Origin of the sequence: Streptomyces piniterrae (genome assembly GCF_005048155.1) — a bacterium.
Lineage (GTDB): Bacteria > Actinomycetota > Actinomycetes > Streptomycetales > Streptomycetaceae > Streptomyces > Streptomyces piniterrae.
The window spans coordinates 298,414-323,954 of record NZ_SUMB01000008.1 but is presented as its reverse complement, the minus strand read 5'-3'; the positions used below and the strand labels follow the sequence as shown (position 1 = coordinate 323,954).

Sequence of the window (25,541 nt, the reverse complement as noted above, 5' to 3'; positions counted from 1 at the left end):
CGCTCCCCGCACACCTCCCGCCCTGACCAGGGCAGTTCAGGAGATCCGCCGTGAGCAGCAACGTCGTTCACCTGCACAAAAACTCCAACCCCAACCCCGCCCCCGACCAGGAACCGGCCACCGTGACCACGCTGACCGTGGTCCCCGACCCGCCCGCTGCGCCCCCGGTCCCGCTGTGGGTCCGCTCCGGCCGTGCCCTCAAGACGGCCGTCACGCACGAGAACACGCGCACGGCCGCCCGCGCGGCGGCCCGGCACTCCCTGTACGTCGCCGGTGGCACGCGGATCGTGGCCCGTCGGGCGTGGGACGGCCGCACTGCCGCACGCTACGAGCGCTACATGCGCACGGCGGAAGCCGCGGGGAACATCGAGGCGGCAGCCGAGTGGGAGGAGCGCGGGCAGCGCTTCCGCAAGGCCCGTCACCGTCGCCGCATGGACCTGTTGCACTCCCCGGTTGAGGCCGCCAAGGGCGCCTTGGTCGGCACCGGCATGGGCATCGGCACCCTGGTCGCCCTCGGGGTGGTCCTCGCCATCGCTAACAAGGACGTCACCGACGTCATCACCCCCATCAAGGCCGTCATCGACTTCATCGCCCTGATGATCACCATCGTGCAAGTGGTGTGGCCCTACGCGATCACCCTCGGGCCGTTGTTCGCCCTGCTCGGACTGTGGGCGGTCGGTCAGCACCAGCAGGCCGCACCGCAGTGGGCGCTTCCCACCAACGTCCGCTCCAGCGAGGGTGAGCCGATCACCCCGTCCATCGTGGTCAAGGCCCTGCGGGACCTCGGCGTGCCCGCGCTGCGTAACGCCATCAAGGAGATGGGAGACGCCGGCGCCTCGATGCTCGGTCCGATCCGGATCGCCGGGTGCGGGGTCGAGGTCGACGTCACCCTGCCCTCGGGGGTGTCGACGATCGAGGTGCAGAACCGGCGCCGCAAGCTCGCGGAGAACCTGACCCGGCACGAGCACGAGGTGTTCATCACGATCCCGCAGGCGGCTCGCACGGTGCGGTTGTGGATCGCTGACTCCGGCGCGCTGGATGAGCCGATCGGCCCGTCTCCGCTGGTCACCGATGAGTCGCTGACCGCCGACTACGCCAAGGGCCGCGCCCCCTGGGGTCAGGACCTGCGCGGTGATGCTGCCGCGCTGAGCCTGTACCAGCGCCACCTGCTCATCACGGGCCTGTCGAACCAGGGCAAGACTGCCGCCCTGCGCTCGCTGGCCCTGTGGGCGTCGCTGGACAAGCGAGTTGAGTTCCGGATCGCCGACCTCAAGGGCGCCGGCGACTGGGCCATGTTCAACGGCCTGGCCACCGTGCTCATCCAGGGACCGACTGATGAGCACGTGATCGAGGCGACCGAGATGGTCGAGAGCCTGGTCGACGAGATGAATCGCCGCATCGCGGCGCGGCAGGCCGATCCCACCGTGGTGTTCGAGCCGCTGATCGGCATCGTGGACGAAGCGCAGGTGGCGTTCATGTGCCCGGCCGTGGACGACGAAAAGCGCCCCTACGGCGGCTCCAAGGCCACCTCCCGCTACTTCATGGCCGTGCGCAAGGTCCACAACCAGGGCCGCGTAGTCGACGTGCTCATGTACGAGGGCACGCAGGACCCCACCGACCAGAACCTTCCCAAGCTCGTGCGCGAGGGCGCCCACACCCGGGCCTCGCTCGCGCTGGGCACCGAGGCACAAGCCGTCATGGCCCTCGGCGAGAAGGCCGTCAATGGCGGCGCCGCCCCGCACCTGCTGCGCCAGGGCCTGGACAAGGGAACCCTGGTCGTCGCCTCCGACGGCATCACCATCCCCAAAGGCCAGTCGTCCATCACCCTGCGGACGCACTTCATCGGCGACGACGACGCCAAGGCCATCACCGACCGGGCCAAGGCCCTGCGCGACGGCGTCACCACCCTGCACGCCATCGCGCGAGAAGAAGAGCACGAACCGCTCGCCGACATCGCGGCCGTCGTCGGCGACGCGCCCCGCGTGCGGACCAAGGACGTGCTCGCGCGGCTCGCCACGCTCAACACGGACGCCTACGGCGGCTGGTCGTTCATCGACCTCAAGCGTGTCCTCGACGACGCCGGCGCGGAGCCCTACAAGTCCGACGGCGTCATGGTCGTCGCCCGCGACCGCGTCGCCCGCGCCCTCGCCAACCGCGACACGGACGGTTCCGCTTCCGCCGACGGATAACAGGGAGCCAACCCCCGAACGGTCAGGGAGGCAGGGAGAACTCCCTGAACGCCTCCCTGACCCGCCTCCCTGACCCTGACCAGCACAAATGATCGTTCAGGGAGGCAGGGAGGCACGCAGGTCAGGACGCCCGAAACCCCCTCCACAGCACCCCCGGAAGGGGGTGCCTCCGCCTCCCTGAGCCGACACCGGAAGGGATTCCGCATGGACCCCGAGCACGCCCGCCACGCGCCCGCCGACCGGGCCGTGGAAGTCCACCAGCCCGCCCCCGTCGCCATGACGCCGGCACCGCTCGTTCCCGCCCAGCCGGGAACGGTCCCGGCGGTGGCGAGCATCGTGCTGCCGGACGGCCGTGTCGTTACCGGCTACGCCATCGAACCCGCCAAACCCGAACCGGCCGTCGCCAAGCCGCCCGTCTCCCGCGCGGCGGTGAACATCGCCCTCGGGGGCATCGGGTTCGGTGCGGTGTGCGGCGGGCTGTTCCTGCTGACCGCGTTCATCACAGCGCTGACCGCGCTGATCACTCAGCTCATCACGCTCGCCGCCGTCTGCTTCGGCGGGTTCGTCGCGGCCCAGATCTTCAAGGCCGACGACGCCAAGAGCGGGATCACGTTCCACATCCGCAAGGCCGTCTTCAAGCGCAACCGCTTCAACGGCTAGCTACGCCCGAGGGCGGCGGCACTCCCGGACAGGACAGCCCGCCGCCCTCGGTCTCCTTATCCCGACGTAAGCAGAACAGGAGACCTACAGCATGGCCCAACCCATGCCCATCCTGCGAGCCGACTCCCGGCCGCGGCTGTTGGACCTCTTCTCGTGTGCCGGCGGCGCCGCCGTGGGTTACGCCCGCGCGGGGTTCGCCGTGGACGGCTGCGACATCACCCACCGGCCCAACTACCCCTTCCCGTACCACCAGGGCGACGCGCTCTACTATCTGGCCTGTCTGATCGAGTCGGGCCAGATCGAGCGGTACGCGTTCGTCCACGCCTCCCCGCCGTGTCAGCACGGATGCGCGCTCACCGTCGGTACGAACGCCTCCCAGGGCTGGGGCCGCACGCACGTCGATTTGGTGGCACCCACCCGCGAACTGCTCGACGCCACCGGTCTGCCGTACGTCATCGAACAGCCCAACGGCCGCGCACAGATCCGCAAAGACCTGACCCTGTGCGGGGAGATGTTCGGGCTCGGGGTCATCCGCCACCGCAACTTCGAGTTGGGCGGTTGGACTGCCCCGAAGGCGGTCCACGTGCCCCACCGGGGCCGCGTGCGGGGCTACCGGCACGGCCGCTTCTACGACGGCCCGTACGTGGCCGCCTACGGCAACGGCGGTGGTAAACCCACCGTCCCTGAGCTGCAAGCCGCGCTCGGCATCGACTGGACCGACGTGCGCGAGGAACTCACCGAGGCCATCCCGCCCGCCTACAGCGAGCACATCGGCCGCGCCTTCCTCGCCTCGCGCACGATGGGGGTGGCGGCATGAAGGCTCGCCTGCACACCGCCCTCCGTCTCGCGGCCAGCGGCCTGCCAGTCCTGCCGCTGCGCAAGGGCAAGCTGCCCTACGGGAATTGCCCGGCGTGTGCCGAGAACGTCTGTGGCGGCCGGCCGAACATGAAGAACGCCGGTCCCTGCGAATGCGCCAGCGTCTGCCACGCCTGGGCCGCAGCCACCACCGACCCCCGCGTCCTCACCTCGCCGACATGGGCGTCCGCGTGGCGTGAAGCGGCGGCCGTCGCTTACCACCCCGGTGGGGCCGGGCTGACTGTGGTCGACCTGGACGACGCGGCAGCCATCGCATGGGCTGGTGAGGCCCTGCCCGCCACCCGCACGGTACCGACGACGCGGGGCGAGCACTGGATCTACCGGGGTGCGATGCAGTCCGCGAACGCTGTGCGGCCCGGCGTCGACATCAAGTCGCTCATGTCCTACGCACGCTGGCTCGGTCCCGGAACCGGCACCATGACCGACCTGCCCGACGCCGTGCGCGGGCTGGCCGTGAAGGAGCCCTCCGCGGTCCGGCCTGCATCGCCTGTCGTCACCGTGTCCGCGCTCGCCGGGGGTGGGGAGTGCCGTCATCGCACGCCCGCCTACCTGGAGCGTGGCATCGCCATGGCCGAGCAGCGCATCACCGAGGCGCGTAGTGCGGTCCACACCACCGTCTACCGGACGTTCCTCGCCGTGCTGGCCGCCCATGGCCGGTGCGGCTGCCTCACCGACGCGCACATCGTGCGCCTGTTTACCGCCGCTCAGACCAAGGGGGAATCGCCCCGCCACTGCACCGAAGCGTGGGCCAACGCCTGTACCAGGTTGGGGCTGTGACCATGTCCGACGACGAAAAGAACCCGGCCCGCGAGGTCATCACCGACTACGCGCAGGCGCACTTCCGGTACTTCCGCACCGCCGACGGGACCGTGTACGCGCAGAAGAACGGCCACCCCGTGGCCCGTCCGATCCGCTCGCAGGGCACGACGGGCAGCCATCGGCAGGAACTCATGGTCGGCCTGTTCAAGGACGGGATCGGCGTGTTCAACGGGACCGCGCTCAAGGAGGCGTTGGACTTGATCGAAGCACTCGCGTTGACCGAGGACGTGCAGCCCGTGAACATCCGCGTCGCGCCCGGATTCGACGGGGCGACGTGGCTGGACCTGGGCCGCAGCGACGGTCAGTCCGTCCGCATCCACCCCACCGGGTGGGACATCGCCATCCCCGACCCGCGCGAGGTGTGCTGGCGCCGCACCCAGCTCACCGGGGAACTGCCCCTGCCGGCCAAGGACACCGACGGCAAGGGCATCGACCTACTGCTGCAGCTGTGCAACTTCGCCACCGCGGAGACCGAGTGCCTGGCCATCGCCTGGCTGATCGGCTGCCTCGGCCCGTCCGTGCCCGTCCCCGCCCCGTTCCTCACCGGGCCGCAGGGCGCCGGCAAGTCCACCGGGGGCCGCATGCTCGTGCGGATCATCGAGGGCATGAGCGGCGACCTGCGCCGCGCGCCCAAGGACGAAGAGAACCTGATCGCGGCCGTGGCCGCCGGTTGGGTCACCGCCCTGGACAACCTCTCCCACATGACCCCGGACCTGTCCGACGCCATGTGCTGCATCGTCACCGGCGCCGAGAACGTCAAACGCGCCCTCTTCACCGACGGAGACGTCTTCCGCGCCCGCTACCGCCGCCCCCTGCTCCTGACCGGCATCGACGTGGGAGTCATCCGGCCCGACCTCGCCGAACGGCTCCTGCCGCTGCGTCTGGAGCGTCCCCGCGTCCGGCGCACCGAAGCTGAACTGTGGGCGGAGTATGCAGAGGTTCTGCCCGTGGTTCTCGGGTCTCTCCTGGACCTCACGGTCAAGGTCCGCGCCGCCGATGCGGAGACCCCGACCGACCTGCGGATGGCGGACTTCGCGCACTTGTGCGCGCAGCTCGACGCGGCAACCGGCCTCGGAGCGCTCACCGCCTACCGGGCCAGTCTGGACGACCTCAACGACGACGTGATCGAGGGGGACCTCCTGGCACAGACCGTCCTCAGGCACGCCGCAGACATCGAACCGGGCGCAGAGCAGCGGATGGCCTCCACGGAGTGGCTGCACTGCCTCACCCGCCTCTACACCGGCGAGGACTTCCGTCCCCTGCCCAAGGGGTGGCCGACCACGGGCAAGGTCCTCTCCGACCGTCTCAAGCGTCTACAGCCGACCCTGGCCGCCCGGGGCGTCCTGATCGACTCGGGCCGCACCAGGGAGGGCCGCTACATCGAAATGACCCGCTCACCGGCCACGCCCCCGCACGAGCAGCAGGCGTTCTGACTGACACCCGACCGCACGAGCAAGAGGAGCACCAGCGGCCAGGCGTGCTCCTCTTGCTGTTCGGCGGCGGCGCCGCCCTGCGATGGACGCGCCGCGAAGCGGCTCCTTCTTCACTCCCTGAGCCGCGCAGCACCACCACAGACACCCCCCTCTTTTTCCTAAGTGGGAAACCCTGCGTCACCTGCGTCACGGGTACCCGAAAAACGCCGGGTGACCTGGGCATACGACCGTGACGCAGACGGCCGCCCTCTGCGTCACGCCGCGTCACCTGCGTCACCGTGACGGACAGCCTGTGTCACCGGTGACGCACCCCCACGCTCTGCGTCACCCAAAACGCGCAGGTCAGGCGCGCGCATGACGCAGGTGACGCGGTGACGCAGAAATCCGCACCTCGGACAGGCAAGCCCCAAGAAGCCCCCCAACCAACTCCATTCGCAGGTCCAGCCCTCTTCTGGAGGTCTCAACGTGCTGACCGTCGTCGCGAGCGACCCGCAAGTCCTCACCGTCCCGGAGGTCATGACCGCTCTGAGGCTCAGTCGAAGCAAGGTCTACGACCTCATCCGCTCCGGCACCCTGCCGAGCTTCACCGAGGGCCGCGCTCGGCGCATCCCCCTCGACGCACTCCGCACCTACATCCACAACAAGCTTGAGGAGGCTGCCTGATGGCCAAGAGGCGCGCCAACGGAGAAGGCACGATCACAAAGCGCACCGACGGCCGCTATCACGCCGCTGCGTACGTCTACCGGCCTGACGGCACCCGAGTCCGCAAGTTCGTCTACGGCAAGACACGCGAAGAGGTGGGCGGCAAGCTCATCGAGCTCCAGGAGAAGACCCGGCAGGGCATCCCGGCCGCCACGTCCGCCATGCCGTTCGGCGACTTCCTCACTTACTGGCTCGCCGCGATCGCGCCCACCCGCCTCAAGCCCGCAACGCTCAACAGCTACGAGGGCCTCTCGCGGCTCTACATCAAGCCCGCCCTCGGCAAGAAGAAGCTCAACCGCCTCTCCCCCACCGACATCCGCCTGTTCCTCGCAGAGTTCAAAAGCGGGTGCCTGTGCTGCCTCCGAGGCGTCGACGCAGCGCGCGCCAAGGAAGAGCGGACGTGCTGCGCCCTGAACAAGTGCTGCAAGCGCCGGCCGTCCGCCCGCACCGTCCAGTACATCCACGCCGTCCTCCGCTCCGCACTCCAGCAGGCCGTCCGTGAGGAACTCATCGCCCGCAACGTCGCCCGCATCGTGGAGACGCCCACCATCGAACGCCAGGAGGTACGACCGTTGGACGCCGCCGAAGCCAGGATCCTGCTCAAGACGGCCCGCAATCACCGGCTCTACGCCTTGTGGCTCCTGCTCATCTCCACCGGCCTGCGCCGCGGGGAAGCGCTCGGGCTCACCTGGTCGGACATCGACCTGGGCACCGGCCAACTGCGCGTCCGGCGCAACCTCCAGCGCATCAAGCGTGAGCTTCTCTTCGGCACGCCGAAAACGGCGCGCTCGATCCGAACGGTGTCGCTCCCCCGGAAGTGCGTAGAGGCCCTCATCGCCCACCAGGCGCAGCAGGAGAAGGAACGAAAGGTGGCCGGCGCCAAATGGCAGCCGTTCCCCGACCAACCGAACGGCCTGGTCTTCACCACGGCCACCGGCCGGGCCACCGATCCTCGCAGCCTGAACCGGATGCTCACGATCTTGTGCCGGGACGCCAAAGTGCGGCGCGTACGGGTGCACGATCTCCGGCACACCTGCGCCTCACTGCTGCTGGCTCAGGGGGTCGACGCCCGCACGATCATGGAGACGCTGGGTCACAGCACGATCACCATGACGCTGGATACGTACGCGCACGTGATGCAGACGACGCTCAAGGCCGCGGCCGACCGCATGGACGATGCGCTCGGAGTGGATGACCCGGATAAGCGAGACGGTGACGACCCCGGGTGCGTACCCGCCGCCTGAGTGGCTTCTCGCCGCGCGTTGATGTCAGCCGCTGATGTCAAAGGCCCCCTGGACGATGTCCAGGGGGCCTTTGACCTGTGTGCGCTCGGCAGGATTCGAACCTGCAACCTTCTGATCCGTAGTCAGATGCTCTATCCGTTAAGCTACGAGCGCTTGGCTTTCCGGCGGTTTTTCTTGGCCGGTCGGCGTTGCGGGAACAACATTACATGACCTGCGCCGTGAGGCGAAATCCATTACCCGCACCCGCTCTGACCTGCGGAAATGTGTTCGTGGGCGGATTTTGGGCGGGGGCGGTCCCGGGGCGGGCGTCGAGGTTCTGGGCGAAGTTCGGGTGGGTGCCGCCCTCTTCGGAGGCGTCGAGGGGGAGGACGGGGGAGCGAGGGGCGCGGAGAGGCGCGGCGCTGCGGGCGTCGGTCTCGTACCCCGCGTCGTACCGCCTCGTGTCTTCCTCGTACGTGTCGTGCTCGCGGCCCGCACCTCGCGGCTCGTGCGAAAGCGTTCAGGCCCCGGTCGCGGACGACCGGGGCCTGAACGAAAGAGGAGCGGAGGCGGAGGGATTTGAACCCTCGATGGGGGGTAAGCCCCAAACCGCATTAGCAGTGCGGCGCCATAGACCGGACTAGGCGACGCCTCCACACACCCCACGCGCGCAAGCGCGATGTGGCGTGTCCAGATGATGGCACAGCTCTGCGGGCTGTCACCAATCGCCCCCTACGGTACTAGGCCCGCACGCCACCCGGCAAAGACGTTCCTGCGGCGCAACGTCGGGGTCGGCGGCGCGTTAGGAGAGGCGGGACGTACGGGACGCAGCCGTACGCCCCCGGCGCGTACGCATTGCGTACCTGCCCCGCTCTCGTCCCTCTGGAGCTGTGATGCCGCACCTCAGAACATCCCGCAGGACATCCCGGAGAACGTTCCGCCGAACCTCCCGCTTCGGCGCGGCCGCCACCACCGCGGCCGCCGTCGTGTCCGCCGCGTCCGCCCTTGCCACGGCGGCGCCGGCCGCCTCGGCGTCCCCGATCCCGCTGCCGGAGCGCCGGGCCGCGGCCGGCCGGGCGGTGCCGACGGGCGATCTGCCGATGTCCGGCGACCACCTCACGGTGACCGTCGCCCACTCCGGGGACCCGAAGCGGGACGGTACGCGCGACCTGTACTGCCACCCCACGGGTGGCGACCACCCCGAGGCCAAGGCGGCCTGCGACGGGCTGGACGAGGTGACGACGTGGGGCAAGGACCCCTTCGCGCCGACATCGCCGAACTCCCAGTGCACGATGATCTACGGCGGCCCCGCCACCGCCCATGTGGTCGGCAGGTGGGCCGGGCGGGAGGTGGACGCGCGCTTCGACCGCTCGGACGGGTGTGAGATCCACCGGTGGGAGCGAGTGCAGCCGCTGCTTCCGCGCACCACCTTGTGGTCCAGTTCGTGAGGGGGGTGAGGGGCACGAGGCGTGAGCGGTGAGGCGTGAGGTGTGCGTAGGTTTGTGGGTGGGCCGTGTCCGGTTCGCGGTTGCGCTCCCGCCCCTTCGTCACTCATCGTCACTCAGTTCGCCCCCGGGTTCGCCGGTCGGCCGGTGACCCGGTTCGTGGCGGAGTAGCGCGCCAGGTCAGGACGCGGGGCACATGTCCGGCGTGCGGCGAGTCACACGAAGTCGCGGCATTTCCTCCTCGTCAGGCGCCTCTGTGTCTCGGGCAAGTGCCCGTAGACTCCCTCCCAGCGACCCGCCCCGGTGGGTCGGCAAGGTGCGGTAACAGGGAGGAAGCGTCGTCGTGAGCAGCAGGCCATCCCGAGGCGCTGCTCGCCTCGCAGCCATACTCGATGCCCTGCCGGACGCGCTGTTGCTCGTCAACTGCAACGGCACGGTCGTCAACGCCAACACCATCGCGCTGGAGACGTTCGAGGCGCCGGGCACCGCCCTGGTGGGCCGCGGTCTGCTGGATCTGCTGCCGTCCTTCGACTCCAAGCGCATCCCGGGCTCCATGCGGCGCCGGGACGAGGAGAGCGAGGGCGGCCGTACGAAGCCGACGCGGATGATCGCGCGGCGTACGGACGGGACCGAGCTGTTGGTCGAGGTGACCAGCGCCAATCTGGAGGACGGGCGCACCCCGTACGAGAGCGCCTTCGAGGCCGCGTACGCCGATCACCGCAACGGCTACACGGGCGATGAGCTGCTGATGCTCGTCGTCCGTGATCTGACCGGGACGCTGGACACTGAGACCGAGCTGGCCCGCCAGCAGCGGCAGACCGAGATGATCCTGCGGGCCGCGGCAGAGGGTGTGGTCGGGGTCGACGCCGAGGGCAAGGTCGTTCTCGTCAATCCGTCGGCCGCGCAGATCCTCGGCTATCGGGCGAGTGAGCTGGGCGGCAAGGAACTTCATCCGCTGATCCACCACTCGCGGGCGGACGGTACGGCGCTGGCCTGGGAGGACACCCCGCTCGCCGACACGCTGAAATCCGGGCGCAAGCACCGGGTGCGCGGGCAGGCGCTGTGGGCCAAGGACGGGCGGGCGGTGGCCGTCGATCTGACGACGGCGCCGGTGCGGGACGGCGATCAGCTCGTCGGCGCGGTGATGACGTTCACGGACCGGCGGCCGTACGACGCGCTGGCGGCGCGGCACGGCCAGCTGCTCGCGGTGCTCGAACAGGCGCTGCGCGGGCCGCTGGAGGAGCTGAAGGGCGAGCTGGGCACGCTCGCGTCCGACCCGGCCGGGCAGCTGTGGCCCGAGGCCAACCAGATCCTGCACCACCTCGCCGCCGGCCACGCCCGGATGACGACGCTGGTGGACAACGTCCTGAGCTATCAGCGGCTGGACTCCGGGAAGGACCGGCTCAACCGCACCAAGGTCTCGCTGGACACCGTCGTCGCGGCGGGTGTGGAGGGCGCGGTCGAGTTGATCGGGCCCGGCCGCGCGCAGTTCGCGGTGCACGCGCCGCCGATAGAGGCGACCGTCGATGCCGAGCGGATCGCGCAGGCGCTGTCGCATCTGATCGCGGATGTCGCGGGTGTGGACTCCACGGGGCGGATGCCGGTCGGGGACGGCGCCACGGGCCCTGGCGGGCGTCCGGGGCCGGTCCCCGGAGACTCGACGATCGTGGTCGCGGCGGCCAAGCGCGGCGATGTCGTACGGATCGAGGTGCGCGGGCCGTACGGCGGCGGCGACCCGGTCCATGAGCCCATCGTGCGCGGGATCATGCGGCAGCACGGCGGTCTGATGCAGACGCACGAGATGCCGGGGGCGCCGGGCGCGGGCGGCAGCGCGTATGTGCTGGAGCTGCCGGTTTCGCCGGACGGGTCGGTGACGGCCGGTGCGGGCGGTGCGGCCGGGGCCGAGCGGGCGTCCGAGGCGACCGGCAATGAGACGACGGTGATGCCGGTTCCGGCCGGTCGGGCCCGCGGGATGCAGGGGCCGGGGGCCGCCTCGGCGGCGGCGGAGGCCGGCGAGGGTGGTGCCGGTGGTGCCTCCGGGGATGGTGACCGTACGGGGCAGCACGGGGCGGATGTTGGCGGCGGTGCAGGAGTACCGGCCCAGCCGACCGGTCGTCGGCGCGCGCGGCACTCCGGCGCCGAGCAGGGCTCGGGAGACGGCACGGGTACGGCTCCGCGCGCGCTCGGTGCGGGTGGTGGCGCGGCAGCCACGCCCGGTGCGGAGGCCGGCGTTCCACACGGTGCCGTAGGCGATGGCCCCCAGGGCGAGACGGGCGCAGGGGCGGCCGGCGGCGGTACGGGCGCGCATCAGCACGGCGGTGCCGCGGGCGGGTCCGACGGCGGGGGCCGGCCGGGCGCGGACGGTACGGGGCTGCCGCCGGGCATGGCGGGGGCCGAGGCCGTACCGCCCACCGGGCGGCGACGGGCCAGGCAAGGCGCGCCGGAGGGCGGGGCGCCGCCGGCGCTGCCGTCCGGCGCGAGCGCGAACGAGGCGGCCGACGGCGGTACGGCCGCGCAGCACGGGCCCGGCGGGGCGCAGGCGGCAGGTGCCGGACAGGGGGCGCGTCCGGGCTCGGGTCCGGGTGCGGGTGCGGCGTCGGTTCCCGGGCAGGGTCCGGCGACGGGTCCGGGGCAGCCGCAGGGGCTGGGCCCGGTGGTGCCGCAGGGCCAGGCGCTGGTTCAGCCGCAGGGTTTGGGACCGGCACAGGGTTTGGCGCCGGCACAACCGCAGGGCCAGGGACCGGTTCCCCCGCAGGGCAACGCTCCCGTTCCGCCGCAGGGCCACGGCCCCGTCCAGCCCCAGGGTCTGGGCCCGGTGCAGCCGAGTGGGCGACGGGCCCGCCGGGCGCTGGCCGAGGCGCCCGAGCGGGCGCAGTCATCCGCGTCCGCCGCCGCGTCGAACGGCGCCGCCGCAACGCAGCAGCCGTCGGATCCCCGTTCAGCGGACGCGCTGTCGCCCGCCGGCGCGCGTACCGCCTTCGCACTGCCGCCCGCCGCGGCGGACCAGACTCCGCAGTCGCTGCCGGCCCTGCCCGCGGTCGCGGGTCAGGTACCCGCGCAGGCCGCCGGTGCCCAGGAGGGCGGTGGCACGGGCCGTCGCCGGGCGCGTCGGGCGGTCGGCGACGGGGCGGACGGTACGCCCGGTGCACAGCCGGGACACGAACTGGAAGCCGCCGCCAACTCCGGTGCCGCGCAAGGCGATTGGGATGCCGAGCCGACCGGAAGGCGGCGTGCCCGGCGGGCCGCGGCCGAGGAACGGGCGGCGGCCGCGATGGCCGATGCCGAGGCGTCCGGCACGTTCGTGGCGGGCCCGGAGGGTCTGGTGGCGCAGCCGACCGAGCCCGGCGCCGAGACCGGTACGACGACGGGCACAGCGGCCGGGATCGCCCCCGTTGCGAACGGGGCCGGAGCCGCCGCGCCCGCCCCGACGGGCCGTAGGCGCGGGCGTCCCAGCCCGGCCGAGGAGGCCCCCGGCGGGCCCGCGGCCACCGGCCAGGGCGCCGAGCACACCCCGGCGCACGGCAACGCGCAGGTCGCGGCGCCGGGCCAGGACGCGTCCCCCGTCCCGCCGCAGGGCCGAGCGGCCGCGCCCGTGCACCGGCAGCCGCTGCCGCCCGCCGAGGACGACGGCGCCCACGCGGCGGGGCACTCGCACGGGCGGGCGTTCAGCGTGCGCACCCTCGGGCAGGGTGTGCCGTTCGCCCAGCAGCTCGCCGATCAGCAGCGCCCGGCGGCCCCCGCCGGCAGCACGCCGCCCAACGGCACATCCGGCGGTTCCGGGCGCCGCCGCAAGCTCGCGGCGCCCCCGCAGGACGGCGAGCGCGCCACCGCGGCCGAGTCCGCGCCGGCCGAGGCGCGCCCGCACCCGACGACGCAGCAGGCACAGCCGGCGCAGCAGCCCCAGCCCGAGCCCGCCCCCCAGGCGCAGCCGCAGCCGCACCTGATGGACGCCGGCGAGGGCCGCGCCTTCGCGATCTCCGCGCCCGACGAGGGCAGCGAGGGCCCCGAGCCGCTGGACGGCCCGAACGGCGCCATAGAGGTGATGAACCGTCAGCCGCTGCCGATGGACGACGAGCTGCCGCCGGAGCCGCTGGACAACCCGCGCCGGCTGCTGGTCTGGCCGGCGCCGGACGTCTCCACCCAGGCGGCGCTGAGCGATCGCGGCTACCGCCCGGTGATCGTCAACTCCCGCGAGGAGGTGGACGCGCAGATCGCGGCGTACCCGGCGGCGCTGTTCGTCGACCCGCTGACCGGGCCGATCACCCGCACCGCGCTCCAGTCGCTGCGCCAGGCGGCGGGCGCTGCGGAGGTCCCGGTGCTGGTCACCGCCGGTCTGGCGCAGGCGACCCGGGAAGCGGCGTACGGCGCCGACCCGGCCGTACTCCTCAAGGCGCTGGCGCCGCACGACAGCGAGCAGCACCCGCCTCGGGTGCTGCTGATCGAGCAGAACGACGCCATCGCGGGCGCTCTGACCACGTCGCTGGAGCGGCGCGGGATGCATGTCGCACGGGCCGACGCGGACGCCGACGCGGTCACCCTCGCGACGCAGATGCGGCCCAACCTGGTCGTGATGGATCTGATGCAGGTACGCCGTCGGCGGGCCGGCATCGTCGACTGGCTGCGCGCCAACGGACTGCTGGACCGCACCCCGCTCGTCGTCTACACCTACGCCGACATGGACCCGGCCCAGATGCCGCTGCTCGCCGCGGGCGAGACCGTTCTCTTCCTGGCGGAGCGCTCCACGAGTGCCGAGGTGCAGGCCCGGATCGTCGACCTGCTCGCCAAGATCGGCACGAACTGACGGGATCGGCCCGCGCTGACGGGGATCGGCGCCGGCTGATGGGCATCGGAGCGGGCTGACGGGGTCGGGCAACAGCTGACGGGATCGACACGAGCCGACGGCGGGGCCGGCGGGCGCCGTTGGAGTGGTCCTCCTCCGGCTCCCGGCCCGGCCCCGCCGCACCTCACCGCGCTTCACCGCACCTCACGGCATCACGCCAGCAGCGTCACATCCAGCTCGCCCTCCGCGTACTGCCTGCGCAGCACCTTCTTGTCGAACTTCCCCACGCTCGTCTTCGGCACCGACGGGATCACCGCCCACCGCTCCGGCAGCTGCCAGCGCGCGATCCGCTCGCCCAGGAACGCCTTCAGCTCCTCGTAGCCGATCACCGCGCCGTCCCGCAGCACCACCGTCGCCAGCGGCCGCTCGCCCCACTTCTCGTCCGGTACGGCGACCACCGCGGCCTCCGCGACATGCGGGTGCGCCATCAGATGGTTCTCCAGCTCCACGGACGAGATCCACTCGCCGCCTGACTTGATGACGTCCTTGGCACGGTCGGTCAGGGTCAGATAGCCGTTCGCGGTGATGGTGCCGACGTCACCGGTGCGCAGCCAGCCATCCGGGCTGAACTTGTCCTCGGGGCGCAGCGGTTCGCCCTCCGCGCCGCCGTAGTACGCACCCGCGATCCACGGACCGCGGACCTCCAGTTCACCGGCCGACTCGCCGTCCCACGGGAGCTCCTCGCCGCCGGGGCCGATCAGCCGCGCCTCGACGGAGGCGGGGAAGCGGCCCTGGGTGGCGCGGTAGGTCCACTCCTCCTCGCCGCTGGCACCGGCCGGTGGATGCGCGACCGTGCCCAGCGGGGAGGTCTCCGTCATGCCCCAGGCGTGCACGACACGGATGCCGTGCCGGTCCTGGAAACCGCGCATCAGGACCGGCGGACAGGCGGAGCCACCGATGATGACCGTCTTCAGACAGGCGACATCCCGCTTAGTGGCATCCAGCTCGGCGAGCAGTCCCTGCCAGATGGTCGGTACGGCGGCGCCGATGGTCGGGCGTACCGCCTCGATCATCTCGGCGAGCGGGGCCGGCTGCAGGAAACGGTCGGGCATCAGCAGCGACGCGCCGGCCATGAACGCGGCGTGCGGCAGGCCCCAGGCGTTGACGTGGAACATCGGCACGACCGGCAGGGCGATGTCCTGGGAGCTGAGCGCGAACGCCTCGGCGTTGTTGACCTGCAGCGAGTGCAGATACAGCGAACGGTGGCTGTAGAGGACGCCCTTGGGGTCGCCGGTCGTCCCGGAGGTGTAGCAGAGCGCGGCGGCCTCGCGTTCGTCGATCTCCGGCCAGTCGAAGGTCTCCGCCCGCCCGGCGATCAGCTCTTCGTAGTCGTGCACCCGCACCTGGGCGTCCGCGAGGGCGGAGAGGTCACCGGGGCCGATGACGACGAGGTGTTCCAGGGTGCGCAGCTGCGGCAGCAGCGGGGCGAGCAGCGGGATCACGGTGCCGTTGACGAGCACGACCCGGTCCTCGGCGTGGTTGATGATCCAGGCGAGCTGTTCGGCGGGCAGCCGCAGATTGAGGGTGTGCAGCACCGCCCCCATGGACGGGATCGCCAGATACGCCTCGAGGTGCTCGGCGTTGTTCCAGGCGAGCGTGGCGACCCGCTCCTCGGCCACCACGCCGAGCTCGTCGCGCAGGGCGTGCGCCAGCTGCGCGGCACGGCGCCCGACCTCGGCGAACGTACGCCGCTGCGGATCTGCGCCGCCGGTCCAGGTGATGACCTCCGACTCGCCGTGAATGGTCGACCCATGGGCCAGGATTCGCGAGACCGTGAGCGGTACGTCCTGCATCGTGCTGAGCACCGGGTGCCTCCGCTGTGTTACGGGCGGGTATTCGTGCTGCGATTGTCGACGCATACCGCGTGGTATGTCACGCCCCTGGGGTGTGTTCTTTGCCGCTTACTCCTGGTGGAGGCCGGGTGCGCGGTGAGTGAGGGGCGGTGGCGGAGGGGCCGCAGCCAAGGGGCGGTGCCGGTGCGGGAGGGCTTCCCGCTATCCGTTCACCTTCGGGGAGTGCTGCCCTGCGGAGCCGCCGGGCTTCTGGCTCCCGCACAGCGCCTGGGTACGGTGCGCGACCATGGCGGCGTCTATTCGGCTGGGCATCGGGAGACCGTTTCCGTCGAGCTTCTGATAGTGCGTCAGGTTGAAGCCGAGGGAGAGCTGGCGCCGGCCGTCCTCGGTGGAGAGGGACCAGGTCTCGGCGCCGGACACCCGGCCGTTATGGCCCCAGAACTCTCCGCACGGCGTCTCCATGCGGAACAGGCCGAGCCCGTAGCGGACGGTGCCGTCCTCGGTCGGCACCGTGGTCTTCATCTCCCGCAGCTCGGCCGGGGCGAGCAGCTCGCCGCCCAGCAGTGCGCGGTAGAACTGGTTGAGGTCGGCCATCGTCGACACCAGCGAGCCTGCCGTACTGACCCAGGACATGTTGTAGACGCTGAAGTCGCGCGGCGGGTCGTAGAGGCCGTACATGGCGTCGTAGGCCTTGGCGTGCGGTCCGGTGAGGTGCTCGGAGCGCGGGAAGTAGGTGTGCCGGAGGCCGGCCTTACCGATGACGTGCTCGGTGATGTACTTCTCCGGGGCCTCGCCGGTGATCTTCCGCAGCAGGAGCCCGGCGATCACGTAGTTGGTGTTGGCGTAGTGGTGTGCCTGGCCCGGCTTGCCCGACGGCTTTGCCTTCAGGCCCAGTCGGGCCAGTTCTTCCGGGTCGAAGTGGCGGTAGCGGTTGGCTTCCATGCTGTCCGGCGACGAGAAGATCGCCGGGGTGTACTCGGCGATGCCGCTGGTGTGGTTGAGCAGCATCCGGACCGTGATGGCCCGGCCGCGCTCCCCGGGGACGAGGTCGGGCAGATAGCGGCCTATCGGTGCGTCGAGTTCGATGCGGCCGGCGCCGGCCTGCTGAAGCACGGCGACGGCGGTGAAGGACTTGGTGATGCTGCCGATGCGGTGCCGCATCTGCGGTGCCATGGGGCGGTCGGTGGCGGTGTCGGCCACCCCGGCGGCGCCCTGCCATTCTTCGGCGCCGTCCCGGACCGCCGAATAGGCGCCGTACATCCCGGCGTCATGGAACGCCTTCAACGTCCCGGCCAGCGCCGGGCGGTCGAGACCCGCCCGCTCCGCGGCCGCCGCCGCCGACGGGCCGGGGGCGGGCGCGGCCCAGACCGGGGCCGCAGCGGCCACCGGGACGGTCAGCGTCAGCAGGGCGGCCGTGGCGGCTCCGGCCAGCCGCGCGCGGCGGTGCTTGGCGGGTGACTTCGGGTGGGCCGGGTGGGCGGGCTGGCGCAGGTGTGCCAGGGGCATGGTGTCTCCGTCGGTTCGAGGCGAGCCGCGCGGGGCTGTCCACTCCCCCGAGCCGGACAGTCCCGCGCACCGCCGCCCGTGCGGGCGGTCGGGCGATCTTCGTTGCCTCGATTTTTGCGACGGAACGTCACCGAGCCATCAACCCGTGGAACGACCTTGATCCCAAGTTCACATGACAAATGTCAGGTTTGGAGAGGGGAGGGCAGGAGGGGCGGGAGCAGCGGCGTGCTGACGGGACAGTGCGCTGAGAGGGTGGTGCCGCTGACGGGACAGCGCCGGTGGTCAGGTCCGCCCGCGGCCGCCGTCCGCCACCGCCTGCAGGACCAGGACCGAGAGATCGTCCTCGACCGGCCCCGTGCCGAAGTCGTGCGCGGCCCGGCGTACATGCTCCGCCAGCGCCTTCGCGCCCAGCCCCATGCCCTGCCGCAGGATGTCGGCCAGGCCGTCGTTGTCGTCCAACTGCCAGTTCCCACAACGGCGTTCGGTCACGCCATCGGTCACACACAGCAGCGTCTCGCCCGGGGCGAGATCGAAGGAGCTGGCGTGGAATTCGGTGCCTTCGTCGATCCCCAGCAGCATCTGGGGATCGGACGCGGGACGTACCGTGCCGTCGACGAAGAGGTGCAGCGGCAGCGGGTGGCCGGCGCTGGCGACCGTGCAGTGGGCCCCGGCGACATCCGGTTCGACCTCCAGCTCCCCGTACAGCAGGCTCAGGAAGCGCGGCCCGGCCTGCTCGCCGCCGAGTTCCACCGCCTCCTTGCTCTCCTCCGCCATGGCGGCGTTCAGCCTGCCGAGCACCGACTCGACGCCATGGCCCTCGCGCGCCAGCAGCCGCACCAGGTGCCGGGCCAGGCCGGTGACGGACATCGCCTCCGGGTCCTTGCCCTGGACGTCCCCGAGGAGGAAGCACCAGCGGCGTTCGCCCATCGGGAAGATGTCGTAGAAGTCGCCGCCGACGGTCTGCCCCTCGCCGTGCGGCTCGTAGACGATCGCGGTGTCCACGCCGACGATGCTGGCCAGCGACGAGGGCAGCTGGCGCCGCTGGAGGGCCCGGCTGATCGTGGTCTGCCGGGTGTACTGGCGGGCGGTGAACACCGCCTGGGCCACCCTCCGGGCCACGTCCTCCACCATCCGCACCACGGTGTCGGTCATCCGCAGCTGCCCCGCCCGGCCGAGCAGCAGGACGCCCTGGTCCGTGTCGCGGGCCACCAGGGGAAAGGCCAGCGCCGAGCCGGCCGTCCGGCCACCGCCGCCACCCGCACTCTCCGGCCAGGGCCAGGGCGTCGCGGTCCGGACTCCGGTGGACGGCGGGTCCCGCTCCAGCTCGGCACGGAGCGGGTTGATGCGCCGCTCGTCGACGTGCCACACCCGGGACAGCTGGACGCCCATGCCCTGAGTGGTCAGCCAGATGCCGCACCAGTCGGCGAGCCGGGGGACGAGCAGCTGTGCGGCGAGCGCGGTGACCATGTCCTCGTCGAGCTGCCCGGCCAGGAGTTCGCTGGTCTCGGCGAGGAACGACGGGCCGCCGCGGTCGACCCACTCGGCGGCGGGCTTGCGGTCGCGGGTCAGGTGTACGTGGTGCGCGGGGGGCGCCGGGGTGCGGAGCGAGGGGGCGGGGAACTCGTAGACGCGGGTCTCGGAGGCCGGTACCTCACTGGCGAACACGGCCCCGGCGTGTGCACTGGTGGTCCCGCCGTCGCCCTCGGCCACCGGGCCGGCCGCCTCGGTGTCGCTCGTCTCCAGCCGGAACCAGACCCGTTTCTCCGACTGCCGGTAGGTCACCCCCCACGACTCCGCCAGCGCGCCCACCACCTGGAGGCCGTAGCCGGGCTCGCCCTCCCGGGCGTCCACTCCGCCGTGGACGGTCCTGGAGGGGTGGCGGTCCGCCACTTCGATCACCACGCCCGTCCCGTCGGAGGGGCTCCGCTCCAGGCGGCAGACCACGTCGATGTCGGTGCCGGCGTACATGACGGCGTTGGTGACCAGCTCGCTGACCAGGAGGAGTGCGTCGTCGAGGACCTGCTCGCCGACCGCCCCCGCCGGCGGTGCCGACCCCCGGCCTGTCCCGGTGAGCGCCGCACGCACGAATTTTCGTGCTCCGGAGGGCGCGAGCTGGTTCGCCGGCAGAGCCTTCCGGGACACGGATTCGGTCGCGTGCGCGGACATCGGTCCCACTGCGTCCCCTGGATGCACCTGGGAGAAAGTACTTGCAAGCCCTTTATACTATGACATATCTGCCCTAATGGATCACGGGGGGATGGTGTGCCATGGCGCTAGACCCAGCCCGGACCGATGCCGATTCAGCACCCCCGGGCTCCGACAAATCCACCCCCGAAACCCAGGCCGGGACGGCCACCACCACCCCGGTCCCGCCGCCGGCTGTGCCCGACGGCCAATGGGTTCGTACGGCCGACCTGCGTCCGCTGCTGGCGGCGATGCACTCCCTCTGCGACGGGGATTTCACCGCCTCCGTACAGACTGACCAGGAAGGCGTGGTCGGCGACATGGCCGGCCTCTTCAATCAGATCGTGGCCCGGAACGCCCATCTGGCCGATGAGATGCAGCGCGTCCGGCGCGAGATCATCCGGCAGGGACGGCTGGACGAGCGGATCACCGCGAGCCCCGGCCAGGGGACCTGGACGACGAACGTCGACGCCGCCAATACGGTGCTCGAGGCGCTGGTCGTCCCGGTTGCCAAGGCCACCCGGGTGCTCGACGCCGTCGCGGACGGCGATCTGACCCAGCACGTCGAACTGCACGACGGGAAACGCCAGCTCCGGGGCGACCTCAGACGCCTGGGCAGCGGCGTGAACCGCATGGTGGACCAGCTCTCGCTGTTCACCGGCGAGGTGACCCGGGTCGCCCGCGAGGTCGGCACCGAAGGCCGGCTGGGCGGCCGCGCCAAGGCCCAGGGCCTGTCCGGGGACTGGCTCCACGTGACCGAGGCGGTCAACACCATGGCGTCGCGGCTGACCGCACAGGTGCGGGACATCGCGGTCGTGACGACGGCGGTGGCGCGCGGCGACCTGACACAGCAGGTGACCGTCGAGGCCACCGGCGAGCTGCTGGAGCTCAAGCTCACCGTGAACACGATGGTGGACCAGCTGCTGGCGTTCGCCGACGAGGTCACCCGCGTCGCCCGCGAGGTCGGCACCGAAGGCCAGCTCGGCGGCCGCGCCCAGGTCAGGGGCGCATCCGGGGTCTGGAAAGACCTCACCGACAACGTCAACTTCATGGCGTCCAACCTGACCTGGCAGGTCCGCAACATCGCCCAGGTCACCACCGCCGTCGCCAACGGCGACCTGAGCCAGAAGATCACCGTGGACGCGCGCGGCGAGATCCTGCAGCTCAAGGACACCGTGAACACGATGGTCGATCAGCTCTCCGCGTTCGCCGACGAGGTCACCCGCGTCGCCCGCGAGGTCGGCACCGAAGGCCAGCTCGGCGGCCGCGCCCAGGTCAGGGGCGTGTCCGGGGTCTGGAAGGACCTCACCGAGAGCGTCAACTTCATGGCCGACAACCTGACCTCCCAGGTCCGCAACATCGCCCAGGTGGCCACCGCCGTCGCGGAGGGCGACCTCGGCAAGACGATCACCGTGGAGGCGAAGGGCGAGATCCTGGAGCTGAAGTCGACGATCAACACCATGGTCGATCAGCTCTCCGCCTTCGCCGACGAGGTCACCCGCGTCGCCCGCGAGGTCGGCACCGAAGGCAACCTGGGTGGTCAGGCGCAGGTCAGGGGCGTGTCCGGGGTCTGGAAAGACCTCACCGACAACGTCAACTTCATGGCGCTCAACCTGACCTCCCAGGTCCGCAACATCGCCCAGGTGACCACCGCCGTCGCCAACGGCGACCTCTCCAAGAAGATCGACGTGGACGCGCGCGGCGAGATCCTGGAGCTCAAGGACACCGTGAACACGATGGTCCAGCAGCTGCGGGCGTTCGCGGACGAGGTGACGAGGGTGGCCCGCGAGGTCGGCACCGAAGGCCGGCTGGGCGGCCGGGCACAGGTCCACGGCGTGTCCGGGGTCTGGAAGAACCTCACCGACAACGTCAACTTCATGGCCGACAACCTGACCTCCCAGGTCCGCAACATCGCCCAGGTCGCCACCGCCGTCGCGAAGGGCGACCTGTCCAAGAAGATCGACGTCGACGCGCGCGGCGAGATCCTGGAGCTCAAGACCACGATCAACACCATGGTCGACACGCTGTCCTCGTTCTCCTCCGAAGTGACCCGCGTGGCCCGTGAGGTGGGCAGCGAGGGGCAGCTGGGCGGCCAGGCCCGGGTGGAGGGCGTCTACGGGACGTGGAAGCGGCTGACCACCAGCGTCAACGAGCTGGCACTGAACCTGACCACGCAGGTCCGCGCGATCGCCGAGGTCGCCAGCGCGGTCACCCAGGGTGACATGTCCGGCTCGATCACCGTGGACGCCCAAGGCGAGGTCGCCGCACTGAAGAACAACATCAACCTCATGGTGGCGAACCTCCGCGAGACCACCCGCGCCAAGGACTGGCTGGAGTCCAACCTGGCCCGTATCGCGAGCCTGATGCAGGGCCACCGCGACCTGGTCGAGGTCGCCGACCTGATCCTGCGCGAGCTGACCCCGCTGGTGAACGCCCAGTTCGGCGCCTTCTTCCTGGCCGAGGCGGGCGCCGAGCCGGGCGAGGGCCTGGAGCTGATCGCCGGATACGGCACCGGGCAGGCGGAAGGCCGTCGCTCGCTGCCGCGGCTGCGCCTCGGCACCCCCGGCTGGGGGCTGATCACCCAGGCCGCCACGGAGAAGAAGCGGATCCTCGTCGAGGCCGTACCGGCGGACTACATCACCATCCGTTCCGGACTCGGCGACGCGCCGCCGGCCAGCGTCGTCATCCTGCCGGTGCTCTTCGAGGACCAGGTGCTCGGCGTCATCGAACTGGCCTCGTTCAGCAAGTTCAGCGAGGTGCACCTGGCGTTCATCGACCAGTTCGTGAACACCATCGGCGTCTCCATCAACACCATCATCGCCAACTCCCGTACGGAAGCGCTGCTTTCGGAGTCCCAGCGGCTCACCGCCGAGCTGCGCAAGCGCTCCGACGAGCTGCAGCTCACCAACGCCGAACTGGAGGAGAAGGCGGCCCTGCTGGCCACGTCCTCGCAGTACAAGTCCGAGTTCCTGGCGAACATGTCGCACGAGCTGCGCACCCCGCTCAACTCGCTGCTGGTGCTCTCCCGGCTGCTCGCCGACAACCCCGACGGCCGGCTCTCCGCCCAGGAGGTGGAGTTCGCGGTCACCATCCACCGTGCCGGCTCCGACCTGCTCCAGCTGATCAACGACATCCTCGACCTGTCGAAGATCGAAGCCGGCCGGATGGATGTGCACCCCAAGACGCTGCCGCTGATCAAGCTGGTCGACTACGTACGGGCGACGTTCCGGCCGCTCGCCCTCGACCGGGGCCTCTCGTTCGATGTGAAGGTCGGCGAGAACGTGCCCGGCGAGCTGTACTCCGACGAGCAGCGCCTCCAGCAGATCCTGCGCAACCTGCTGTCCAACGCCGTGAAGTTCACCTCGTCCGGCGGGGTCGAGCTGATCGTCGAACGGGTGCCGGGCGCCGACTTCGAAGAGGAGTCGCTGCGCAACGCCGAAGACGTCATCGCCCTGTCCGTGAAGGACACCGGGATCGGCATCCCGCCGGAGAAGCTCGACGGGATCTTCGAGGCGTTCCAGCAGTCCGACGGCACCACCAACCGCAAATACGGCGGCACCGGTCTCGGACTCTCCATCAGCCGGGACATGGCGGCGCTGCTGGGCGGCCGGATCATCGCCGAGAGCGAGGAGGGCGTCGGCTCCACGTTCACGCTGTATGTGCCGGCGCACTACTCCGGGCCGTCCTCCGAAAGCGGGGTGACGCCGGCCGAGGCGGGTGTCCCCGTCCCGGTCCCGGTCCCCGTGCCGGCCGGCCGAGGCGCGCCGCAGCCGGAGGCTCTGCCCGGCGACGTGTTCCCCAGGAAGGAGGCTCCGCCCCGTACGGGCCCCAGGGCCGATGGCTCGGAGGTCGCCTGGCCAGAGACGCAGCGCCTCAAGGAGTGGCTGAGCGGACGCCCCGGCCGTGTGCTGGCCAACCGCCAGATCCTCATCGTCGACGACGACATCCGCAACGTCTTCGCGCTCACGCATGTACTGGGCCGGGTCGGTATCAGCGTGAAGTACGCGGAGAACGGCCGCGAGGGCCTGGAGGTCCTGGACCGGACACCCGATGTGTCGCTGGTGCTGATGGACATCATGATGCCCGAAATGGACGGTTACCAGATGATCCAGGCGATCCGCCGCGCACCTCGCTTCGCCGACCTGCCGGTCATCGCGCTCACCGCGAAGGCCATGCCGGGTGACCGGGAGAAGGCGATCGAGAGCGGTGCCAACGAGTACGTCCCCAAGCCGGTCGACGTGGACCGGCTGCTGTCGGTGATCTGCCGGCTTCTCGACCCGCACTGCGACTCCGACATGCTGCGGCCGCCCGCGTCGTCGCCGGATGGCAATGGATCATCGGACGGAGCGTCGGAAGGCCGCGCATCGGCAGGGTCGGCTGGGTCGGCTGGGTCGGCTGAAGCCTCTGATGCCCCGGGGGCGACCGGCGCCGGCGGGGCCGCCACGGCTGACGACGACGGCACACCGGAGCAGCGCTCATGACCACGACACCGACGGACACCTCCAGCATCCTCATCGTCGACGACATGGAGGAGAACCTGGTCGCCCTGGAAGCCGTCCTCGGGTCACTCGCCAATGTGGTCCGCGCGCGCTCGGGCGAGGAAGCGCTCAAGGCGATGCTGCGTCAGGAGTTCGCCGTCGTCCTCATCGACGTCCTGATGCCGGGCATGAGCGGCTTCGAGACCGCCGCCAACATCAAGGGACTCGACCAGACCAAGGACGTCCCGGTCATCCTGCTCACCGGGGCCTCGGTCGACCCGGACTACGCCTACCGCGGCTACACGGTCGGCGCCGCCGACTTCCTGATCAAGCCGTTCGACCCATGGCTGCTGCGCACCAAGGTCAATGTCTTCCTGGACCTGCACCGCAAGAACCGTCAACTCGCCGCGCAGGCCGAGCAGTTGCGGCGCCTGCTCACCGCCGAGAACCGGCCGGGCGGCGATACGGCGCCGCCCCCGGAGGCGGCCGAACAGCCCGCGGAGGTCCCGGAACGCCCGGAGTCCACCAGGCCCCCGGAAGCGCCCGACTTCCCGGAGCACCCGGAATCCCCGGACCACCACCAGCCGACGGACCAGGCACCCGCCGGGCCGCACGAGCACGTCGCCGGCCGCGGCGCGGCGGCCGGCGACGCGGCCCGGCTGGCCGAGGCGGCCGGCCAACTCGCCCAGGTGGAGCTCGTCCTGCGCGAGACGGAGGGTCCCGAGCCCGGCGATATCGCCGACCGTATCGCCGAATTGGAACAGGCGGTGGGCCGGCTGCTGGCCCGCAAGGGGCCGTAGGCGCAGGCGCCGCGTGGCGGTGCGGCGCCTCCCGGGGTGACGGTTCCCCGGGAAAGCGCCGCACCCTTTTCAGGCGGCGATCAACAATTGCCGAGACCGGCGAATCGTGCGGTGCGCGCCACGGTTTCCTTGTGCCAACCGCCGTACGCGCCAATAGTGGTGCAGGGGCCGTCGACGTGCCGGTCCCACTTGAAATAGACCCGGACCGAATACGAGCAGTTGTTGGTGGCCTTGGTCGTGGTCGTGGCCCAGCTCGACGTGGTCCTGAGGTGCACGCAGGAAGGCGCCGAGACCTTCCCGGAGGAAGCAGCGCTGGCGGGAGCCGCGCCCATCCCCGCGAATATGGCCCCGGACGCCACCAGAACGGCGGCGGAACGGGCAAGATTCTTTCGGCCATGAGTCATGGCTGTCCCCCTTGGTTTCGGGTCGGTCGGGCCCGAACTCGGGTTGGTCGGACCCAAGTTGCACGGACGTTACTCACGCCCGAGCCGAGGAAGAAAGCATTCCGCCCGAAAGTCTTTCGCATTAACCGCGATCGCCCTGTGGGGAATTCAAGCCAGCGAAAACGATATTGATTCGGCGGCTTTTGAGCG

15 protein-coding genes and 2 tRNA genes are annotated in these 25,541 nt (G+C 71.0%); 11 read left to right on the top strand and 6 right to left on the bottom strand.

The genetic code is table 11. From position 1 onward, the window contains the following. Positions 1-50: 50 nt before the first annotated feature. The 7 genes from FCH28_RS23765 (at position 51) to FCH28_RS23735 (ending at position 7,923) form a co-directional block, all read left to right on the top strand. Positions 51-2,189 (top strand): FtsK/SpoIIIE domain-containing protein, encoded by a 2,139-nt coding sequence (locus tag FCH28_RS23765; protein WP_136742126.1) that lies wholly within the window; start codon positions 51-53, stop codon positions 2,187-2,189. Between the two features lie 204 nt (positions 2,190-2,393). Beyond that, complete coding sequence (locus FCH28_RS23760; protein ID WP_136742125.1) at positions 2,394-2,849, top strand: hypothetical protein; 456 nt, start codon at positions 2,394-2,396, stop codon at positions 2,847-2,849. 91 nt (positions 2,850-2,940) lie between these two features. Further along, positions 2,941-3,666 (top strand): DNA cytosine methyltransferase, encoded by a 726-nt coding sequence (locus FCH28_RS23755; RefSeq protein ID WP_136742124.1) that lies wholly within the window; start codon positions 2,941-2,943, stop codon positions 3,664-3,666. Continuing rightward, positions 3,663-4,502: a bifunctional DNA primase/polymerase gene (locus tag FCH28_RS23750; RefSeq protein WP_136742123.1), complete on the top strand. Its 840-nt coding sequence runs from the start codon at positions 3,663-3,665 to the stop codon at positions 4,500-4,502. The genes FCH28_RS23755 and FCH28_RS23750 overlap by 4 nt, the downstream gene beginning before the upstream one ends. Positions 4,503-4,504: 2 nt before the next feature. Next, the gene (locus tag FCH28_RS23745; RefSeq protein ID WP_136742122.1) at positions 4,505-5,977 is read left to right on the top strand and encodes an ATP-binding protein; all 1,473 of its coding nucleotides are present in this window, start codon (positions 4,505-4,507) and stop codon (positions 5,975-5,977) included. A 465-nt stretch (positions 5,978-6,442) separates the two neighbouring features. After that, the gene (locus tag FCH28_RS23740) at positions 6,443-6,640 is read left to right on the top strand and encodes a helix-turn-helix domain-containing protein (RefSeq protein ID WP_136742121.1); all 198 of its coding nucleotides are present in this window, start codon (positions 6,443-6,445) and stop codon (positions 6,638-6,640) included. Beyond that, positions 6,640-7,923: a tyrosine-type recombinase/integrase gene (locus FCH28_RS23735; RefSeq protein ID WP_136742120.1), complete on the top strand. Its 1,284-nt coding sequence runs from the start codon at positions 6,640-6,642 to the stop codon at positions 7,921-7,923. Before FCH28_RS23740 ends, FCH28_RS23735 begins: the two co-directional genes overlap by 1 nt. 80 nt (positions 7,924-8,003) lie before the next feature. Here FCH28_RS23735 and FCH28_RS23730 read toward each other — a convergent pair. Beyond that, positions 8,004-8,076 (bottom strand) — tRNA-Arg (locus FCH28_RS23730). Between the two features lie 390 nt (positions 8,077-8,466). Beyond that, a tRNA-Ser gene (locus FCH28_RS23725) sits at positions 8,467-8,557 on the bottom strand. 238 nt (positions 8,558-8,795) lie between these two features. Between FCH28_RS23725 and FCH28_RS23720 the strand changes: the two genes are divergently transcribed. Both FCH28_RS23720 and FCH28_RS23715 read left to right on the top strand, forming a co-directional pair. Then, positions 8,796-9,350 carry an SSI family serine proteinase inhibitor gene (locus FCH28_RS23720; RefSeq protein WP_136742119.1) on the top strand — a complete coding sequence of 185 codons (555 nt, stop codon included), beginning with the start codon at positions 8,796-8,798 and terminating at the stop codon, positions 9,348-9,350. A 340-nt stretch (positions 9,351-9,690) separates the two neighbouring features. Continuing rightward, positions 9,691-14,148, top strand: coding sequence for a hybrid sensor histidine kinase/response regulator (locus tag FCH28_RS23715; RefSeq protein WP_136742118.1), 4,458 nt, complete (start codon positions 9,691-9,693; stop codon positions 14,146-14,148). 191 nt (positions 14,149-14,339) lie between these two features. Here FCH28_RS23715 and FCH28_RS23710 read toward each other — a convergent pair whose 3' ends face one another. From FCH28_RS23710 to FCH28_RS23700, 3 genes are all read right to left on the bottom strand, one after another. Beyond that, positions 14,340-15,992, bottom strand: a complete 1,653-nt coding sequence (locus FCH28_RS23710) for a long-chain fatty acid--CoA ligase (RefSeq protein ID WP_136742117.1) — start codon at positions 15,990-15,992, stop codon at positions 14,340-14,342. A 189-nt stretch (positions 15,993-16,181) separates the two neighbouring features. Continuing rightward, positions 16,182-17,486: a serine hydrolase domain-containing protein gene (locus FCH28_RS23705; RefSeq protein ID WP_136742116.1), complete on the bottom strand. Its 1,305-nt coding sequence runs from the start codon at positions 17,484-17,486 to the stop codon at positions 16,182-16,184. Positions 17,487-17,768: 282 nt separating this feature from the next. Continuing rightward, complete coding sequence (locus FCH28_RS23700; protein ID WP_136742115.1) at positions 17,769-19,652, bottom strand: SpoIIE family protein phosphatase; 1,884 nt, start codon at positions 19,650-19,652, stop codon at positions 17,769-17,771. Between the two features lie 101 nt (positions 19,653-19,753). On the opposite strand from FCH28_RS23700, the gene FCH28_RS23695 reads away from it, so the two are divergent. Continuing rightward, positions 19,754-24,151, top strand: a complete 4,398-nt coding sequence (locus FCH28_RS23695; RefSeq protein WP_425471980.1) for a HAMP domain-containing protein — start codon at positions 19,754-19,756, stop codon at positions 24,149-24,151. Beyond that, positions 24,148-24,948: a response regulator gene (locus tag FCH28_RS23690; protein WP_136742114.1), complete on the top strand. Its 801-nt coding sequence runs from the start codon at positions 24,148-24,150 to the stop codon at positions 24,946-24,948. Before FCH28_RS23695 ends, FCH28_RS23690 begins: the two co-directional genes overlap by 4 nt. A gap of 80 nt (positions 24,949-25,028) precedes the next feature. On the opposite strand, the gene FCH28_RS23685 is transcribed toward FCH28_RS23690, so the two are convergent. Then, entirely contained in the window at positions 25,029-25,352 is a 324-nt protein-coding gene (locus tag FCH28_RS23685) for a hypothetical protein (RefSeq protein WP_136742113.1), read from the bottom strand. Positions 25,353-25,541 lie beyond the last annotated feature (189 nt).

What these genes read in the sequence shown, in the direction of transcription:
- FCH28_RS23760 (WP_136742125.1), top strand. Translation starts at nt 2,394, where the DNA reads ATGGACCCCGAGCACGCCCGCCACGCGCCCGCCGACCGGGCCGTGGAA.
- FCH28_RS23685 (WP_136742113.1), bottom strand. Translation starts at nt 25,352, where the DNA reads ATGACTCATGGCCGAAAGAATCTTGCCCGTTCCGCCGCCGTTCTGGTG.
- FCH28_RS23750 (WP_136742123.1), top strand. Translation starts at nt 3,663, where the DNA reads ATGAAGGCTCGCCTGCACACCGCCCTCCGTCTCGCGGCCAGCGGCCTG.
- FCH28_RS23700 (WP_136742115.1), bottom strand. Translation starts at nt 19,652, where the DNA reads ATGTCCGCGCACGCGACCGAATCCGTGTCCCGGAAGGCTCTGCCGGCG.
- FCH28_RS23720 (WP_136742119.1), top strand. Translation starts at nt 8,796, where the DNA reads ATGCCGCACCTCAGAACATCCCGCAGGACATCCCGGAGAACGTTCCGC.
- FCH28_RS23695 (WP_425471980.1), top strand. Translation starts at nt 19,754, where the DNA reads ATGGCGCTAGACCCAGCCCGGACCGATGCCGATTCAGCACCCCCGGGC.
- FCH28_RS23755 (WP_136742124.1), top strand. Translation starts at nt 2,941, where the DNA reads ATGGCCCAACCCATGCCCATCCTGCGAGCCGACTCCCGGCCGCGGCTG.
- FCH28_RS23705 (WP_136742116.1), bottom strand. Translation starts at nt 17,486, where the DNA reads ATGCCCCTGGCACACCTGCGCCAGCCCGCCCACCCGGCCCACCCGAAG.
- FCH28_RS23690 (WP_136742114.1), top strand. Translation starts at nt 24,148, where the DNA reads ATGACCACGACACCGACGGACACCTCCAGCATCCTCATCGTCGACGAC.
- FCH28_RS23735 (WP_136742120.1), top strand. Translation starts at nt 6,640, where the DNA reads ATGGCCAAGAGGCGCGCCAACGGAGAAGGCACGATCACAAAGCGCACC.
- FCH28_RS23745 (WP_136742122.1), top strand. Translation starts at nt 4,505, where the DNA reads ATGTCCGACGACGAAAAGAACCCGGCCCGCGAGGTCATCACCGACTAC.